We start from the raw sequence: 15,610 nt of genomic DNA on the forward strand, positions 1-15,610 counted from the left end.
AAGCCTTATGCCCGAACCGTCCGTGATCAGAAGAGCAGTGATTTACGCCCGGGTCTCCACCGAGAAGCAGGCGGGCGAGGAACAAACCAGCATCCCGGATCAGCTGCGACGGGGCCGCGAGGTCTGCACGGTCCAAGGCTGGGACCTCGTCGACGAGTACGTGGACCCCGGCGTCTCCGGTGAGGCGCTGGAAGAGCGGCCGGAGATGATGCGACTGCTGCACGATGCCCAGCTCGGGCGGATGGACGTAGTCGTCGCGATCGACCTTCGCCGCATCGGGCGCGAGGACTTCGTGTTCGCGCAGATCTTCCGGGCCCTGGACACGGCCGAAGTGTGGGTGCACGCAGACGGCCAATTGTACGACCCGGAGAACAACACCCAGCGGCTGATGCGCGGGATCTCGGCGGTGGTCTCGTCGCACGACCGCCGCGAACTGCTGCGCAAGATGGCAAACGGCCAGCGGGCGCGTGCTCTGGTTGGCGGCTGGCCGGGCGGAATCCCGCCGTACGGTCGTCGCCTGGTGTGGCCGGGCACCTCGGAGGGCGTCCGCCCCAAGGCGGTGGTCGAGCTGGACCCAACCGAAGTGGAGATCGTGCTGACCGCCACCGAACTGCTGGTGGACGGCGACGGCTCCGGCGCGGTGCTCAGCACCGGCGATGTGGCCCGGAGGCTGAACGCGCTTGGGTATCGGACCCGGGGAGGCTCGGGCAGGCCCGGCAGCCGCGTGCCGCAGCTGTGGACCGCGGACACCGTGCAGTGGATGCTGCGTAACCGCGCGCTGCTGGGGGAGGTGATCTGGGGCAAGCCCGGCAAACCGGGACGCCAAAGACAGCGCGAATCTCGAGTCCGCCGCACGCAGGTTCGTCGCGACGGCAGCCCGATTTATGGCGAACCGATCCGGATGCAGCTCGAACCGATCCTGACTGAGCAGCGGTTCCAGCAGTTGCAAGTCGCGCTTGATCGCTCGGCAATAAGCCACAGGTCGCCAAACCGGGTGTACCCGCTGTCCGGAGCGCAGACCGTCTGCGGCAACACCTTGGGCGGGTTCTACCGCAACGACCGCCGCAACGGACGCAACTACGTGTGCAGCAACCGCAAGCGCCCTCGCCCGAACGAACCGAAGTGCAGCTGCGTGTACTTGCTGGCGGACACCCTAGAAGCTGCGGTCTGGGCCGAAGTGACGGCGTTGCTGTCAGACCGGGCGCGGCTGGAGCAGATGGCAGCCGACTTCGCCGCCTTGAGCGAACGGCAGGCACCGGACGCCGGGCGGCGGCTGGCGGAAGTCCAGCGCCGGGCGCAGCGGCTGGAGGAGGCGAAGGTCACGCAGGTGGCCGACGCGATGAAGGCCGGACTCGAGATGAAGCTGGTCGCGGAGGCGGTCGCGCGGATCGAGGTCGAGCTGAAGGACCTGCAGGTGGAGCAGGCGCGGCTGCAGGCGGCAGCCCAGGGCGAGGCGGCCGTGCGAGCCCAGGTCGCCACGGTGGGACAGCTCGCCGACCACGCGGCGGCCCGGCTGCCGCAGCTGGGTCTGGCCGACCAGCACCGGGTGCTGCAGCTGCTCGGGGCCAAAATCACCCTAATGGACCAGTCCAAGCAACCCCGGCTGCGGATCGAGGGGTACCTGCCCGAGCTTCCCCAAGTGGACGGCCCTTTTTTAACCCGTCCGGTAACCCACAGCAGGTAGCGCCGAGGAGTCGCCGGTGTTCCAGGCGGCGCGGGCGCACGCGGCGGAGAAACCGCGGTCCGGCGTGCTCGAGGCACTGGCGCGGCCGAAGGCGGTGCTGCGCGGCCTCGGCATGCGCCTCGGCGAGAACATCGCCTTCTACATCTACACGGTTTTTGTGGTCGCCTACGCCACGAACTACTTCGACTTCCAGCGCGACGACGTCATTCTCGCGGTCACCTTCGCTTCGGTGTGCCAGCTGATCGGCATGGTCGGCGGTGGCTGGTGGTCCGACCGGGTCGGCCGCCGGGTCGCGATGCTGGTGCCGGCGGTGGCGCTGCTGGTCTGGGCGCCGGTGTTCTTCTGGCTGGTGCACTGGGAAAGCCTGCCGCTGCTGTGGCTCGGCGTGTGTGTCGGCGCGTTCTGCCACGGCCTGCTCGCCGGTCCCGAGGCCGCCTGGATCGCCGAGCTGTTCCCGACGCACTGCCGGTACGCCGGATCCTCGCTGGTGTTCCAGGGCTCGTCGATCATCGCCGGTGCCCCGGCGCCGTTGATCGCCGTCGCGCTGGTCGACGGCATCGGCGCCGGGGCGGTCGTCGCCTACCTGGTGGTGACCATGGTGATCACCGGGGTCGCGGTGCTCAGCAGCCGCGAGACCAAGGGCGTCGACCTCGGCGAAATCCGCTAGTTGGTCACCCGCACGTAGTCGACCACCAGCTGCTGCGGGAACTGGGTGTTGCCGTCGGGGGCGCCCGGCCAGTCACCGCCCACCGCGAGGTTCAGGATCATGAAGAACGGGTGGTCGAACACCCACCTGTTGCCGTTGAGATCGGCGGGCGTGCGGGTCTGGTAGGCGTTGCCGTCGACCGACCAGGTGATCTTGTCCGGCGCCCAGTCCACGGTGAAGGTGTGGAAGTCGTCGGAGAAGTTCGGGCCGGTGTACACCCCGCCGATGCCGCCCGCGCCCGAATAACCCGGGCCGTGCAGCGTTCCGTGCACGCTGTTCGGCTCGAAGCCGACGTTCTCCATGAAGTCGATCTCACCGCAGTTCGGCCAGGGATTGGTGCCGATGTCCTCGCCCAGCGCCCAGAACGCCGGCCACATGCCCTGCCCGCGCGGGAGTTTCATGCGGGCTTCGAAGCGCCCGTAGGTCTGGGTGAACTTGCCTGCGGTGTTCAGCCGCGCGGAGGTGTACTCGCACCGGCCGTACCAGCAGTTGTAGTCGGCCGGGTTCTCCTTCTTGGCGGTGATCACCAGGTTCCCGTTGCCGTCGAGCGCGGCGTTGTTCGTGCCGCTGGTGTAGTACTGCAGCTCGTGGTTGTTGCCGTTGTTGTCGCCGGTTTCCAGCTGCCACTTGCCGCCGTCGACGGCACTGCCGGCCGGACCGTCGAAATTGTCCTCGAACGTCACGGCCGCCGGTGCGGCTGGGGCGGCACTGCTCAGCGGGACGGCGAGCACCCCGGCGGCGGCCAGCACCGCGAGCGGGACCAGCAGCCGTCGTGCCGCCTTCGACATCTTCGTTGACATCAGCTCTCACCTCGTGGGGACGCGGGTGGGGGCGGAGCTCCTTTGTTGCTAGCCACAACAAATTAGCCCGCGACCGTCGGTGAGGACAAGGCTTGCGGGTGGAAAATTTCTGTCCTGATTCCTGACAAATGTCCCTGGGCACGAAACCGGACGGCGTGCCACGATCCGGAACTGTCCTTGTTCCCCGTTCTGGTCAGGAGATTCCGTGCGCCGTCTCGCTGCCGCACTCGGCACGCTCGCCCTGCTGGTCACCGCCGCCCCGGCGACCGCGCTCGCCGCCGAGGGCAATCCGCTGGAGAAGACCAACGGTTTCTACGTCGATCCCGACTCCAACCCGAACCGGTGGGTGCGCGACCACGCGAGCGACCCGCGGGCCACCAAGATCAAGCAGGCCATCGCGGACAGACCGGGCGCGCGCTGGTTCGGCGACTGGAGCGGCAACATCCGCACCGCCACCGACCAGTACACCTACGCCGCCGACGTGGTGGACAAGCTGCCGGTGCTGGTGGCGTACAACATCTTCGGCCGCGACTGCGGCAGCCACTCCGGCGGCGGCGCGAAAACCGAGGCGGAGTACCGCACCTGGATCTCGGAGTTCGCCAAGGGCATCGGCGGCAAGCCGAGCGTGGTGATCCTCGAGCCGGACGCGCTCGCGCAGCTCGACTGCGTGCCCACCACCGGGAAGAAGATCCGGCTGGACCTGCTGAAGTACGCCACCGAGCAGCTGAAGACCTACGCCACCAACACCTGGGTCTACCTCGACGCCGGGCATTCGGGCTGGCACCCGGCCGCGACCACCGTGCAGCGCCTGGCCGACGCCGGGGTGGCCAACGTCCGCGGTTACTCGCTCAACGTGTCGAACTACCACACCACCGCGGACAACGTGGCCTACGGCAACGCGGTGAAGTCCGGCCTGGCCGGGCGCGGGCTGACCAAGACCTTCGTCATCGACACCAGCCGCAACGGCAACGGCCCCGGTGACGACTGGTGCAACCCGGCCGGGCGCAAGCTCGGTGTGCCGTCGCAGCTCGGTGGTGGCTCGGACCTGCTGCTGTGGGTGAAGGTGCCCGGTGACTCCGACGGCGACTGCGGGATCGGCGCGGGCATTCCGGCAGGCCAGTTCAGCCCGGAGATCGCGGTCCGCCTGATCGACGGCAAGTAGTGCTCAGCGCAGTCCCGCTGCCCACCTGACTTCCCAGAGGCGCTCGCCGTCGGGGGACTCGGAGATCTCGAGTTCCTCGGCGGCGAGTGCCTGGAAGTAGGCGTCGGCGCCGGGCGCGAGCACGCGTCGCTCGTCCTCGTCCGGCCCCATGATGATGAACTGCCCGTGCGTGCCGCCGTCGAGCGGTGTGGTGTCCACGGCGATCGCGTTGCCGCCGCCGTCGAGCCCGATCGGCAGCCAGCCCGGGATCCAGTACTCCGCGGCCACCTTCTCCGGCTCCGGCACGCTGACCGCCTCGGCGTGGTCGGCCATGCCGTCCGGGCCCTCCTGCTCCGCGAGTTCCTGCCAGAACCGCCACTGCGTGATCGCCAGTTCGATGGGCAGGAACCGGTAGTGCGGGAAGACGTACGCGGCCGCCGAGTATTCGCGGCCGCCCGACTGGCCGTCGGACAGCCGGTAGAGCGCCTCCACCTCGGCGGGCAGCACGATCCCGGTCGCCTCGGTCAGCGCGGCGAGGTCCGCGTCGGACGCGCCGGGCCGCAGCGTGTCGCGCACCGCGAAGCCGTGAGCTTCCAGTTTGTCCAGCCAGTGGTGCCAGGACCGCATTCGTTCCCCCAGGTTGCGTGTCGGTGAGAGGGCACGATAGCGTCTTGCTCAGTTGAGCAAAATCTAGCTTGAGTGAGCAACCATGGCATCGGTGACGGAACAGGCCCGCCGCAAGCAGATCGTCGACGCCGCGGTGGCGGTGATCGCGGGCGACGGGTACGCGAAGGCCTCCTTCGGGCGCATCGCCAAGCAGGCCGGGTTGAGCAGCACCGGGCTGATCTCGTACCACTTCGCGAACAAACGCGAGCTGATGGACGAGGTGGTCCGCACGGTGCTGGCCGAGTTCACCGAATTCGTGCTGGCGCGGACCGACACCGGCGAAGGACCCGCCGCGCAGCTGCGGGCGTTCATCGCGGCGAACGTCGAATTCGCCAGCACTCATCGGACGCACCTGCTGGCCATGCTCGACGTCGCGCGCGCCGAACCGTCCGACGGCCCGGATCCCTTGCTGGAGGCCGATTTGCGCGGGCTGGCCGAGTTGCTGCGTGAAGGACAGCGGCTCGGTGAATTCCGGGAGTTCGACGCCGACGTGATGGCGATGGCCATTCGGTCCGCGCGTGACGGCCTGCTGCTCCGGCTGCGTGCCGATCCCGGCCTGGACCTGGCCGTCTACACCGAGGAACTCCTCACCCTGTTCGATCTCGCCACCAGGAGGACCCGATGAGGATCGCCGCCGCGCTCGCCGCCCTGCTCCTGCTGGCCACCGCCTGCGCCACGCCGGAACCGGAACCCGCCGACGTCGCCCGCCCGCAGGCCGGTCCGGTGCGCGGTGTGGTGACCGAGCACCAGCGCCAGTTCCTCGGCATTCCCTACGCGGCCAAGCCGGCGCGCTGGGAGCCGCCGCGGCCCGCCGAGCCGTGGACGGAACCGCGTGACGCGACCAAGCCGGGCAGCCTGTGCCCGCAGGAGGGCACCGAGTACGCAAAAACCAGCAGCACCAACGAAGACTGCCTGTTCCTCAACATCACCACGCCGAAAACCGGGGAGGGCAAACCGGTATTGGTGTGGATCCACGGCGACGGTGTGGTCGGCGGCGGCAGCCTGTTCGACCCGTCCGCGCTGGTGCGCACCGGGGACGCCGTGGTGGTCACGGTCAACTACCGGCTCGGTGTGTTCGGCGCCTTCGGTTACCCGGGCCTCGTGGGCTCGGGCACCTTCGGACTTCAGGACCAGCAGGCGGCGTTGCGCTGGGTGCGCGACAACATCGCGGCGTTCGGCGGTGACCCCGGAAACGTCACGCTGATGGGCGAGTCGTACGGCGCCCAGGCGGTGAGCGCGCACCTGATCGCGCCCGCGTCGGCCGGGTTGTTCCATCGCGCCGTGCTGCAGAGCCCGATGACGCTGCTGGACATGCCCGCCGGTGCGCTGATGCCCGGACTCGAAGCCGGTCCGTGGCTGGCCTGGCGCAGCACGGAGGAGGTGACCGGGGTGGGGGCCGCGATGGCCGCGCAGGCCGGGTGCGCCGATCCGGCCACCGCGCTCGACTGCCTGCGCGCGTTGCCCGCCGAGCAGTTGTTCCCGCTGATGAGGGTGTTCCAGGCCGTCGCATACGGCAACGACGTGCTGCCCGACGCGCCGGACGCCGCGTATGAACAGGGGAAGTTCCACCAGGTTCCGGTGTTGCTCGGCACCACGCGGGACGAGCACCGCACGTTCGTCGGCTTGTTCTACGAGCTGGCCGGGCAGCCGGTGACCGCCGAGTCGTACCCGGGGTTGCTGCGGAACGCCTTCGGGGACAAAGCGGACCGGATCGCCGCCGAGTACCCGCTGAGCGCGTTCCCGTCACCGGGCATCGCCTGGGCCGACGTGCTCACCGACCACCTGTGGGCCCGTGGCACCGACCGGCTGGCGAACCTGATCGCTGCCCGGAATCCCTTGTACACCTACGAATTCGCCGACCGGGAAGCGCCGTCGTACCTGCCGTTCCCGGACACCTTCCCGACCGGCGCGTACCACGCCGCCGAAGTGCCGTACCTGTTCCGCGACGCCGGTTTCGAACGGGACGCGAAACCACCGCAGAAGGAGCTGTCCGAGGCGATGATCCGGTACTGGACCGGGTTCGCGAGGACCGGTGTGCCCGCCGCCGACGGCCTCCCGGCGTGGCCACCACGCGAAGTGCTGTCGCTGGCGCCCGACGGCATCCGGCCGGTCGACTTCGCCGCCGAGCACCGCCTCGGCTTCTGGGCGGCGCTGGGGTAGGAGGAAAGCGAGAGAACTGGATTTCATACCAGGAAAGGGTGGGAGGAAGTTCTCTCATGGCCTCGCTGCCCCGACGATAACCGCCGCGCTACGCCGGGATCAACTCCGTTATCCGGTCGATCGGGTAGACCGCCGAGTCCGGGTGCAGTCCCTCGGGCCGCGCCAGCCCGAGATAGGTGACCGGCTCGGGCAGCCGCTGCCACGGACGGTGGGTCACCACCGAGCCCGCCTTGGCCGCGAGCAGGTCGGTCAGGTGGGAAACCGGCAGGTAGGCCCGCTCGGTCACGGCGCGCGCGAGCATGCTCGCGCTGACCCGGTTGCCTTCGACCCGGTTTGCCCAGCGGTGCCCGCGCAGGTACAGGTGCAGCCACTTCGCGGCCCAGCGGCCGTCGTCGCCGCGCCTGAACACCAGCGGCAGCAGGACCCGCCCGCTCCCGCGCAGGCCCGACTTCATCCGGACCGTGCGCGGCTCGAACGGGAGGCCCTTCTGCTCGGGCGAGCGCACCATGAAGCCGAAGAACACCTCCGCCACCTCGTCGAAGTTCTCGCCGTCGAACACGTTCACCTGCGGCACCGCGTACCGTGCGCCGACCCGGCCGAGGTCGATGTCGATGAACTCGGACGCGCCGTCCGCGGCGGTGGTGAGGTCACCGGAGTGCGTCGCCCCGTACACGGACAGGTTGGTGTAGGAGACCTGGTCCGTCATGCGGAACTCGTCGTCGAGCAGCAGCAGCGACAGGTCGTAGTCGGTCCGCCGCGCGCGCTCGCGCCAGTAGACGAACAACCGCAGCGTCTCGCCGTCCACCGGCACCACCGAGCCGCGTGGCAGCACGCCGAAGCCGTCCTCCTTGGCCTGTCCGGAGAACGGCATGGCGATACCGGCCAGCTCGGGGTCGATGACCAGCCGCTCGAAGGCGGGCAGGCGGCGGGAAAGTTCGGCGTCCAGCAGCGTGTTCACCCGCTCCACCACCGCCGGTGAGAGCGTTGCCCGGTCGTCCGGCCCGGCCCACGCCCGGCCGGCGCGATTGACGAAGATCCTTGCCGCGTCCGGGGTTTCGCGGTTCATCAGGTGCTCGCGCAGGCTCAGCAGCACCCGTCCGGACACCTGGTGCACCACCTTCCCGGCGACCGTCAGCACCTGTTCCATGTCCACTTCGGACAATTCGGACCGCAGGATCCGGTCCAGCGCGCGGAAGAACAGGCCGGGTGCGCCCGCCAGCAGGTCGACGGCGGCCGTGACGTCACCGGCCGCGAAGGCGATCTCCGCGCGGGCGGGCAGTGAGCGCGCCACCTTGGTGCCGTAAGCGACCGCGAAGACGTCCTGTGCGTGGGGCAGGTGGCCGAACTCGTACGGGTGCAGCCGTTCCCCGAGCCGCTTCCACGGCTCGCGGTACCGGTTCACGTCGGCCACGCGGCCCGGGTTCTCACGCACGATCTCGTCGAGCGCGCTCAGCAGCGTCCGGCGGCGAGCCCTTGGCAGGGAACGGAACCGAGTCGGCTTCACCAGCCGGACGTCCCCTTCGGACAGTGCGCAGGCGACCCGCAGCACGTCGGTCACCGTGTCGGCGAGCAGCGGCTTCCCGGCCAGCAACCGGGCGTGGTTGAGCACCGCGCGCTGCTCGCGCGCGGGCACCGACTCCGGCTGCGGGCCGTCCACGCAGTCCACCGCGAGTGCGGTCAGCAGCGCGAGATCCGCGTCGTTCAGCGGAGCGGGGTCACCCGCCAGCGACAGGTACAGCGCCCGCGTTTCCTCTTCGAGCGAAGCGCCGAGGTGCAGCACGGTCACGCGGTCCTTGATGGACGGGATGAGTTCCTGGTGTGCGGCCACCATTTCCGCGTAACTGTGCAGGTACCGGCCGTACCGCGGCAGGTCGAGCAGGTTGATGCGGCGCTTCGGGAGCCTCTCCCGGCCCACCGCGCCGGTCAGGCAGCGCAGCCAGAACTCCACGGTGTCCGGCACCCCGGCGGGGAAGTCGCGGAAGTAGACGTTGTGCTCGACGTGGTCACCCACCAGCTCCCGGACCGCGCCGAGCACCAGCACCGCGCGGTCCAGCGCCACCCCGGCGTCCAATTCGGACAGGTGCGCCAGCAGGTCGCCGCCCGCCTTGAACCCGGCGGTCAGCAGCACGGCGTCGAGCTGGCGCGCGAGCGTGCCGTCGTTCCCGCTCCCGGCGGGCAGCGCCGGGACACGCAGCGTCTTCTGGATGATCGTGGTTTCCCGCACCCGGTCAGCATGACAGCGCGCACCCCGGCCGCAGTACCGAATTTGGCCGCGGACCTCCCCCGTCCGGGCGGGTCGTGCAGACCTGGAGCGCCCATGGCGGTTAGTAATGGTCCGTGCACAATCTCCCCGCGCGCCTCCGTGCCCGGTACCGCTCGGTCGACCACCTCTTCCGCGCGGTCGACCGGTACATCGGTTACCACGGCTACCACTACGTCGCCTCGATCACCTACTTCAGCCTGCTGTCCGTGGTGCCCATGCTGATGGTCGCCTTCTCGGTGGCCGGGTACGTGCTCGCCGGGCAGCCGGAACTGCTGAAGGAGCTGTCCGACGGCATCCTGCGCGTGGTGCCCGGCCCGCTCGGCGAGGGCGTCGGCGAGCTGCTCGGCAAGCTGATCGAGCAGCGCACCTCGGTCGGCGTGTTCGGGCTGCTGATCGGCCTGTACTCCGGCTGGAACTGGATCAACTCGCTGCGGGACGCGCTGACCGCGATGTGGGACCAGGACCGCACCGATCCGCCGTTCTTCCAGATGATCGTCAAGGACTTCCTGGCGCTGCTGAGCCTGGTCGCCGCGTTGATCGTGTCGTTCGCGCTGACCGTGTCCGGCGGGGCGTTCGGCGACTGGCTGCTGCGGTTGAGCGGTCTGGACCACACCGGCTGGGCATCGGTGCTGCTCGGCGTCGGCTCGGTGGTGCTGGCGCTGGTCGCCGACGCGCTGGTGTTCCTCTGGGTGCTGGTGAAGCTGCCGCGGCAGCCGGTCGGCACGCGCAGCGGCATCCGCGGCGCGATCGCCGCGGCGATCGGGTTCGAGGTGCTCAAGCAGGCCGGTGGCATCTACCTGCGGCTGGTCAGCAGCTCACCGACCGGCGCCGCGTTCGGCTCGGTGATCGGCGTGCTGGTGTTCATCTCGCTGGTGTCCAGGATGCTGGTGTTCCTCACCGCGTGGACGGCCACCGCCCGCGACGCCCCGGTCACCGTCCGGCCGCCGGAGCCGGTGGTGATCCGGCCCGTGCTGCCCCCGCGCCGCCCGGCTTCGGCGCTGCCCGCGGCCGCCGGGGTGCTCACCGGCGTGGTGGCCACCCTCGGCGTCCTGCGACACCGTCGTCGCCGTCGTGGACTCGGCTAGTATCGCTTCCGGTTCCGTTGAGACGCAGCGGCCGATTTCGGATCGAAGTCCGGGTTCGCACGCGTTTCGCGGGCTCCCGGCGACGGCTGGGAGCGGGATGAGATGGAAACTGTGGAGCAGTCCTTGAGACACCTGGACGAGGTCACCGGGGCACTGGAGGACCTGGCCGCCGCGCTCGGCAACGCCGACGAGATGGGCCCGGTCCTGCAGGCGGTGTGCGAGCAGGTGATCCGGGTGGTGCCCGGCGCGGACATCGCCAGCATCACCCTGCGGGCGGGCAGCGGCTACGAGACAGCCGCGTCGACCGACGAGCGCGCTTCCGCGATCGACGGCAAGCAGTACGAGCAGGGCGACGGCCCCTGCCTGCGCGCGATGGAGACCGGCAAGGTGATCCGGGTCGAGGTGGAGACGGCCGTGGAGATGTGGCCGGAGTTCACCGCGGTGGCCCGCGACCTCGGCGTCGGCAGTTACCTGGCCTCACCGCTGACGGTGGCTTCGGACTTCGTCGGCGCGATCAACCTCTTCGGCTTCGGCGGGCACGGGTTCCGCGAGCTGGACGAGAAGTACCTCGAGATGTACACCGTCATGGTCGAGACCACCGTGCGCGGCACGCACCGGTACCTCCAGGCGAAGGAGCACATCACGCAGCTGCGCCGGGCGATGGAGTCACGCGCGGTGATCGAGCAGGCCAAGGGCATCCTGATGGCGGCCCGCGGGATCACCGCGGACCAGGCGTTCCAGGAGCTGGTGGACCGCTCACAGCACGAGAACGTGAAGCTGCACACCGTCGCGGAGCGGTTCGTCGCGCAGATGTCGGCCGACCCGGCCTGAACCTCAGGCGGGTGGCAGGTCCTTGACCAGCCGGACCGTGGTGCCGCCCGGCCCGCCCTCGATGGTGACCTTGTCCATCAGCTGCTCCATGATCCGGCGGCCGTGCCCGCGCGTGCCGGAGTCCAGCGGCGGCGGGCGCCAGGCACCCCGGTCGCTGACCACCACTTCCAGCCGGTCGGTCTCGAAGGTCGCATGCACCAGCACCTTCTCCGCTCCGGCACCGCGGTAACCGTGCTCGATGGCGTTGGCGCAGGCCTCGCCGGTGGCGACCAGCACGTCCTGCACGTCCTCTTCGGGCAGACCGGCCGTGGTGAGCCAGGCACGCAGCGCGTGCCTGGCCGGGGCCAGCGCCGCCGGATCGGCGGGCAGGGTGTCGGAGAAGGCACGCTGGTTGTCCCGCACAACACCACCTCGGCAGGGAGAAACCGCCAGGTTTCCCTGTCTGGTAAGGAAATCACCCGAACGGCCGGTTTTCTGCGAGGCTACGCGCCGGGTCGGGGCCGCGCAATCCGGGCGGTCACGGTGCCGCGTTGAGCAGGTCGAGCGCGCTGTGCTGGCGGGCGGCGTCGGCGGAGTCGAACGGGCCCGCCCAGCGCAGTCCGTAGGTGTCCAGCGCGGTCCGGTTGTGGGTGTACGCCGAATCCGCCTGCCGCTTCAGATAGCTGGTGTAGGGCCGGTCGGGCAGCGCGTTGTTGAGCTTGCCGAGTCCGCGTGCGTAGGCGCCCTTGAAGCTCGGCCCGTCGGCGGCGCAGTTCACCGGTTCGCACGGGTCGCGCAGGATGCCGCCGGGATTGAGCGTGGGGTCGGTGGTGGAGGCGTCGGCCAGCTGCCGCGCCTTGGCCAGCAGCCCGCCGTCGCCGGTCGCGCGGTGCAGTTCGGTCAGCCCGGCGACCAGCACGCCCTGGTTGTAGGACCACACCGGCTTGCCGTCGTTGACGCACGACGAGGTCAGCCCGTCGTTGACCAGGTTCGCGGAGTTGATCATGCCGCTGGCGCTGAACCAGGCCCAGCCCGCGCTGGCCCGCTGCCGGAACACCGTGTCGCCCGGGATCCGGTTGTGCAGGGCCGCGTTGAGCTGGATGTACAGCGAGTTGGTGATGGCGTTCTTCACCGGCCGGTCGGTCCGCCACCACACCCCGCCACCGCACACGCCGTCCCAGTACGCGGCCATGTGCTCCGCGTCGATCCGGGCGGTGGCCAGGTACCGGCTGTCGCCGGTCAGGTCGTAGGCGGCCACCCAGGCCAGGCCCCACCAGGCGGTGTCGTCGAGGTACTCGTTGCGGAATTCGCCCTGGTGCGCGGACCGGTTGCGGTCGTAGGTGGTCGCGATCGCGTACCGGTAGCTGTCCACCCCGGACACCCGGATGCCGTCGATGACGCCGGTGAGCGCGTTCGCCGCGTTCCACCAGCCGGTGGTGCGGAACAGGCCGGTGCCGGTGTCGTAGAACTGCATCAGCGCGGTGACCGCGGCGGTGCGCCGGTCCCAGGCGTTCCAGGTGGTCCGCGCCCACGCGGTGCAGGCGATCGCGGTCTGGCCGGTGGGCCTGCCGCAGGCCCGCAGCGCGCCGACGCCCCGGTTGGCCCAGTCGTCCACGTTGTACATCAGCGTGCGCCAGCCGGTGGCCCCGGCCGGGACCGTCGTGGCGCCGAGCTTGCTGCCCGAGGCCCAGGTGTGCCCGCCGTCGAAGGAGCGGTCGAGCCACACCTCGTCACCGCCGGTGCCGCCGGACACCGCGGCCCAGCCCATCGCGGCGGAGTCGTCGAAGTGCAGGGTGTACCGGCGGCCGGCCAGCTCGGTGGTCACCGACTGCCGCGGCTGGGGCGCGAGCGCCGGATCCCGTGGTTCGCAGTACTTGTTGCAGATGGCCGCTTCAGCCTGCGCTGTTTCGGCCGGGGTGGCCAGGGTGAGCAGGACGGCCGCGGACACGACGGCACCGAGCAGTGATCTCGCCATTGAGACCTCCGGAAGGGAATGGGGGAGCACTTCGGACGGTAAGCAGGCGACCACCCCCGGTCAACGGGAATGTCCGGTACTGACTGGCGTTGGAACCGGTGTGACCATTCCGGACCGGTTGTCGGTACTCGACCGCTCGCCCCTGCCGCGGGGCTCGACCCACGCGGCGGCACTGCGGGACACCGTGCGTTTCGCGGTCGAGCTGGAGAAGCTCGGCTACCACCGGTTCTGGGTGTCCGAGCACCACTCCGTGCCGGGGATCGCGGGCTCGGCGCCGACCGTGCTGGCCGCCGCGGTCGCGGCCGCCACCACCCGCATCCGCGTCGGCACCGGTGGCGTGATGCTGCCGAACCACCAGCCGCTGGTGGTCGCCGAGCAGTTCGGGGTGCTGGAGTCGCTGTATCCCGGCCGCATCGACATGGGACTGGGCCGTTCGGTGGGCTTCACCGGCGGTATCCGGCGTGCCCTCGGCCACGACAAGGCCGACGCCGAGGCGTTCCCGGCGCAGCTCGGCGAGCTGCTCGGCTACTTCACCGGCGACCAGGACGTGCATCCGTCCGTGCACGCCCGCCCGGCCGAAGGGCTGCCGGTCTCACCCTTTGTGCTCGCCACCGGTGCGGGCGCGGACCACGCCGCCGACTTCGGCCTGCCACTGGTGATCGCTGCGATCGGCGGTGACGACCGGATGACGCAGACCATCGCGCGCTACCGCTCGCGGTTCCGCCCCGGCCCGTGGGGCTCGGCGCCGTACGTGGTGGTGAGCCGGGCGGTCGCGGTGGCCGAGACGACCTCGCGGGCGCGGGACCTGCTCGTCTCGGAGGCCTGGTCCAGCGCGTACTCCCGCACCCGCGGCGAGTTCCCGCCGCTGCTTCCGCCCGCGGAAGTGCACGCGCTGGAGATGACGGACCGCCAGCGCGAGTACTTCGAGGACTCCCTGCGCGGCCAGATCTACGGCACCGCCGACGAGGTGAGGCAGGAGCTGGAAAAGCTGGCCCACCTCACCGACGCCGACGAATTCCTGATCACCACGAGTGGTTTCGACCGCGCCGAGCTGCTGGATTCGTACCGCAGGCTGGCCGCACTCTAGGCGGGCTGCCATGGCCGGACCGCACCCCAGCCCCAGCGCGGCATCGGCTCGTCGAGCTTCGGGTCGGCTCCCGGCTGTGAGAGCAGCAAGGCCATCCGGCTGCCCCATTCCAGGTACGCGGCGAAGGCCGAGCGGAATTCGGGGTCCGCGGGCAGGCCGACCTCGTCGGCGGTGTCCATCAGCAGCGCCACCCAGCGCCGTCGCTGCGGTTCGGTGAGCGCCCGCCCGAGGTGCCTGCCGACCATGCGCGCGTGCCCGCCCGCATACGCCGGCGGTCCGCCGAACACCTCACTGAGCCACGTCGCCACGTGCTTCGCGTGGTCGGGGTGCATGTCCGCGAACACCGGGGCGAGCACGTCGTCCTGCGGCACCCGCCGGTAGAAGGCGGTGAACAGCCGGTCCAGCGCTTCCGCGCCGCCCGCCCACTCGTAGAGCGTCGGTGTCGCGGCGCCGTCGCCTTCGACACCGATCTGTTCGTAGTGCCGCATTTCCTGGATGTCCGGTACGTAATCCCTGATCTCGGCGAGGAATTCACCGAACAGCTCGCTGCCGCGGAACCCTTCGAGGTGGTCGCGGGTGGAGGTCCAGCGAATGCGCAGCACGTAGTTTTCGGCGTCCTCCGTGCAGCGGGTCAGTTCGTAGTCGACGCACTGGGGCGCCCGGCTCAACGGCCCCGCCGCGCGGCGGTAGGCGGCTTCGAAGGCGGTTCTTCGCTCGGCGGGCACGCGATAGCGGATGTATTCGACGATCACGCGTCGATTCGAGCAGGCTGGCCGAAGTCCCGGCAAGTACGTACTTTGTGGTGCGTGAACGTTCGGCGTACGCGGTACCACTGCCCGGTCGAAGTCACCGTCGAGCTGATCGGCGGCAAATGGACCGTGGTGCTGCTCGCCCACCTGAAGCAGGGCAAGCGGTACTACGGCGAACTGCGGCGCCTGATGCCGGGCATCACCGAGAAGATGCTCACCCAACGGCTGCGTCAACTGGAACGCGACGGCCTCGTCGTGCGCGAACCCGAGCACGGCCGCGTCGGGTACCGCCTGAGCGAGGAGGGCGCCGGCCTCGCGCCCGCATTGCAGGCGCTCTACGACTGGGGCGAGGGTCGTGCCCGCCGTGCGGGCATCCGGATCGAGCCGGTCAGCGCCGGTTGAACTCGTTCACCGGCGTCAGCCCGACACGCTCGGCCAGTGGCATCAGCTGGTGCCTTCCAGCTCAGCCGTTCGGTGCCGTCGG

Annotated in this window: 13 protein-coding genes and 2 pseudogenes; 9 read left to right on the forward strand and 6 right to left on the reverse strand. The window is 70.1% G+C overall.

All coding sequences use genetic code 11. The features are described 5' to 3' along the window. The first annotated feature begins 7 nt into the window (after positions 1–7). Positions 8–1,684 (forward strand): recombinase family protein, encoded by a 1,677-nt coding sequence (locus A4R43_RS37265; protein WP_113696384.1) that lies wholly within the window; start codon positions 8–10, stop codon positions 1,682–1,684. Positions 1,685–1,688: 4 nt separating this feature from the next. After that, positions 1,689–2,351 (forward strand): annotated as a pseudogene (locus tag A4R43_RS37270) (MFS transporter); the annotation flags it as partial. Here A4R43_RS37270 and A4R43_RS37275 read toward each other — a convergent pair. Next, positions 2,351–3,178 (reverse strand): annotated as a pseudogene (locus A4R43_RS37275) (glycoside hydrolase family 16 protein); the annotation flags it as partial. The pseudogenes A4R43_RS37270 and A4R43_RS37275 overlap by 1 nt on opposite strands. 217 nt (positions 3,179–3,395) lie before the next feature. Here A4R43_RS37275 and A4R43_RS37280 point away from each other — a divergent pair. After that, entirely contained in the window at positions 3,396–4,352 is a 957-nt protein-coding gene (locus tag A4R43_RS37280) for a glycoside hydrolase family 6 protein (protein ID WP_113696387.1), read from the forward strand. A gap of 3 nt (positions 4,353–4,355) precedes the next feature. Here the strand turns inward: A4R43_RS37280 and A4R43_RS37285 are convergent, their stop codons facing one another. Next, positions 4,356–4,958 (reverse strand): SMI1/KNR4 family protein, encoded by a 603-nt coding sequence (locus tag A4R43_RS37285; RefSeq protein ID WP_113696388.1) that lies wholly within the window; start codon positions 4,956–4,958, stop codon positions 4,356–4,358. An 82-nt stretch (positions 4,959–5,040) separates the two neighbouring features. Here A4R43_RS37285 and A4R43_RS37290 point away from each other — a divergent pair, with 82 nt between their 5' ends. Together A4R43_RS37290 and A4R43_RS37295 are read left to right on the forward strand one after the other, a co-directional pair. Continuing rightward, positions 5,041–5,622, forward strand: coding sequence for a TetR/AcrR family transcriptional regulator (locus tag A4R43_RS37290; protein WP_113696389.1), 582 nt, complete (start codon positions 5,041–5,043; stop codon positions 5,620–5,622). Continuing rightward, on the forward strand, positions 5,619–7,157 hold the full coding sequence (locus tag A4R43_RS37295) for a carboxylesterase/lipase family protein (RefSeq protein ID WP_113696390.1): 1,539 nt from the start codon (positions 5,619–5,621) through the stop codon (positions 7,155–7,157). The genes A4R43_RS37290 and A4R43_RS37295 overlap by 4 nt, the downstream gene beginning before the upstream one ends. 88 nt (positions 7,158–7,245) lie before the next feature. Here A4R43_RS37295 and A4R43_RS37300 read toward each other — a convergent pair whose 3' ends face one another. Next, entirely contained in the window at positions 7,246–9,381 is a 2,136-nt protein-coding gene (locus A4R43_RS37300) for a TerD family protein (RefSeq protein WP_113696391.1), read from the reverse strand. 113 nt (positions 9,382–9,494) lie between these two features. Between A4R43_RS37300 and A4R43_RS37305 the strand changes: the two genes are divergently transcribed. Then, the gene (locus tag A4R43_RS37305; protein ID WP_113696392.1) at positions 9,495–10,505 is read left to right on the forward strand and encodes a YhjD/YihY/BrkB family envelope integrity protein; all 1,011 of its coding nucleotides are present in this window, start codon (positions 9,495–9,497) and stop codon (positions 10,503–10,505) included. Positions 10,506–10,628: 123 nt separating this feature from the next. Further along, positions 10,629–11,336 carry an ANTAR domain-containing protein gene (locus A4R43_RS37310; RefSeq protein ID WP_418190776.1) on the forward strand — a complete coding sequence of 236 codons (708 nt, stop codon included), beginning with the start codon at positions 10,629–10,631 and terminating at the stop codon, positions 11,334–11,336. 3 nt (positions 11,337–11,339) lie between these two features. On the opposite strand, the gene A4R43_RS37315 is transcribed toward A4R43_RS37310, so the two are convergent. Further along, positions 11,340–11,738, reverse strand: coding sequence for an ATP-binding protein (locus tag A4R43_RS37315; protein WP_113696394.1), 399 nt, complete (start codon positions 11,736–11,738; stop codon positions 11,340–11,342). A gap of 115 nt (positions 11,739–11,853) precedes the next feature. Next, positions 11,854–13,290, reverse strand: a complete 1,437-nt coding sequence (locus A4R43_RS37320; protein WP_113696395.1) for a glycoside hydrolase family 76 protein — start codon at positions 13,288–13,290, stop codon at positions 11,854–11,856. 100 nt (positions 13,291–13,390) lie between these two features. Here A4R43_RS37320 and A4R43_RS37325 point away from each other — a divergent pair, with 100 nt between their 5' ends. Continuing rightward, on the forward strand, positions 13,391–14,377 hold the full coding sequence (locus A4R43_RS37325; RefSeq protein ID WP_236808500.1) for an MsnO8 family LLM class oxidoreductase: 987 nt from the start codon (positions 13,391–13,393) through the stop codon (positions 14,375–14,377). Here the strand turns inward: A4R43_RS37325 and A4R43_RS37330 are convergent. Further along, the gene (locus A4R43_RS37330; protein WP_113696396.1) at positions 14,374–15,129 is read right to left on the reverse strand and encodes a group II truncated hemoglobin; all 756 of its coding nucleotides are present in this window, start codon (positions 15,127–15,129) and stop codon (positions 14,374–14,376) included. The genes A4R43_RS37325 and A4R43_RS37330 overlap by 4 nt on opposite strands. Positions 15,130–15,183: 54 nt before the next feature. Between A4R43_RS37330 and A4R43_RS37335 the strand changes: the two genes are divergently transcribed. After that, the gene (locus A4R43_RS37335) at positions 15,184–15,528 is read left to right on the forward strand and encodes a winged helix-turn-helix transcriptional regulator (RefSeq protein ID WP_113696397.1); all 345 of its coding nucleotides are present in this window, start codon (positions 15,184–15,186) and stop codon (positions 15,526–15,528) included. The last annotated feature ends 82 nt before the right edge of the window (positions 15,529–15,610 follow it).

Origin of the sequence: Amycolatopsis albispora (genome assembly GCF_003312875.1) — a bacterium.
GTDB classification, from domain to species: Bacteria; Actinomycetota; Actinomycetes; order Mycobacteriales; family Pseudonocardiaceae; genus Amycolatopsis; species Amycolatopsis albispora.

What these genes read in the sequence shown, in the direction of transcription:
- A4R43_RS37265 (WP_113696384.1), top strand. Translation starts at nt 8, where the DNA reads ATGCCCGAACCGTCCGTGATCAGAAGAGCAGTGATTTACGCCCGGGTC.
- A4R43_RS37285 (WP_113696388.1), bottom strand. Translation starts at nt 4,958, where the DNA reads ATGCGGTCCTGGCACCACTGGCTGGACAAACTGGAAGCTCACGGCTTC.
- A4R43_RS37290 (WP_113696389.1), top strand. Translation starts at nt 5,041, where the DNA reads ATGGCATCGGTGACGGAACAGGCCCGCCGCAAGCAGATCGTCGACGCC.
- A4R43_RS37295 (WP_113696390.1), top strand. Translation starts at nt 5,619, where the DNA reads ATGAGGATCGCCGCCGCGCTCGCCGCCCTGCTCCTGCTGGCCACCGCC.
- A4R43_RS37320 (WP_113696395.1), bottom strand. Translation starts at nt 13,290, where the DNA reads ATGGCGAGATCACTGCTCGGTGCCGTCGTGTCCGCGGCCGTCCTGCTC.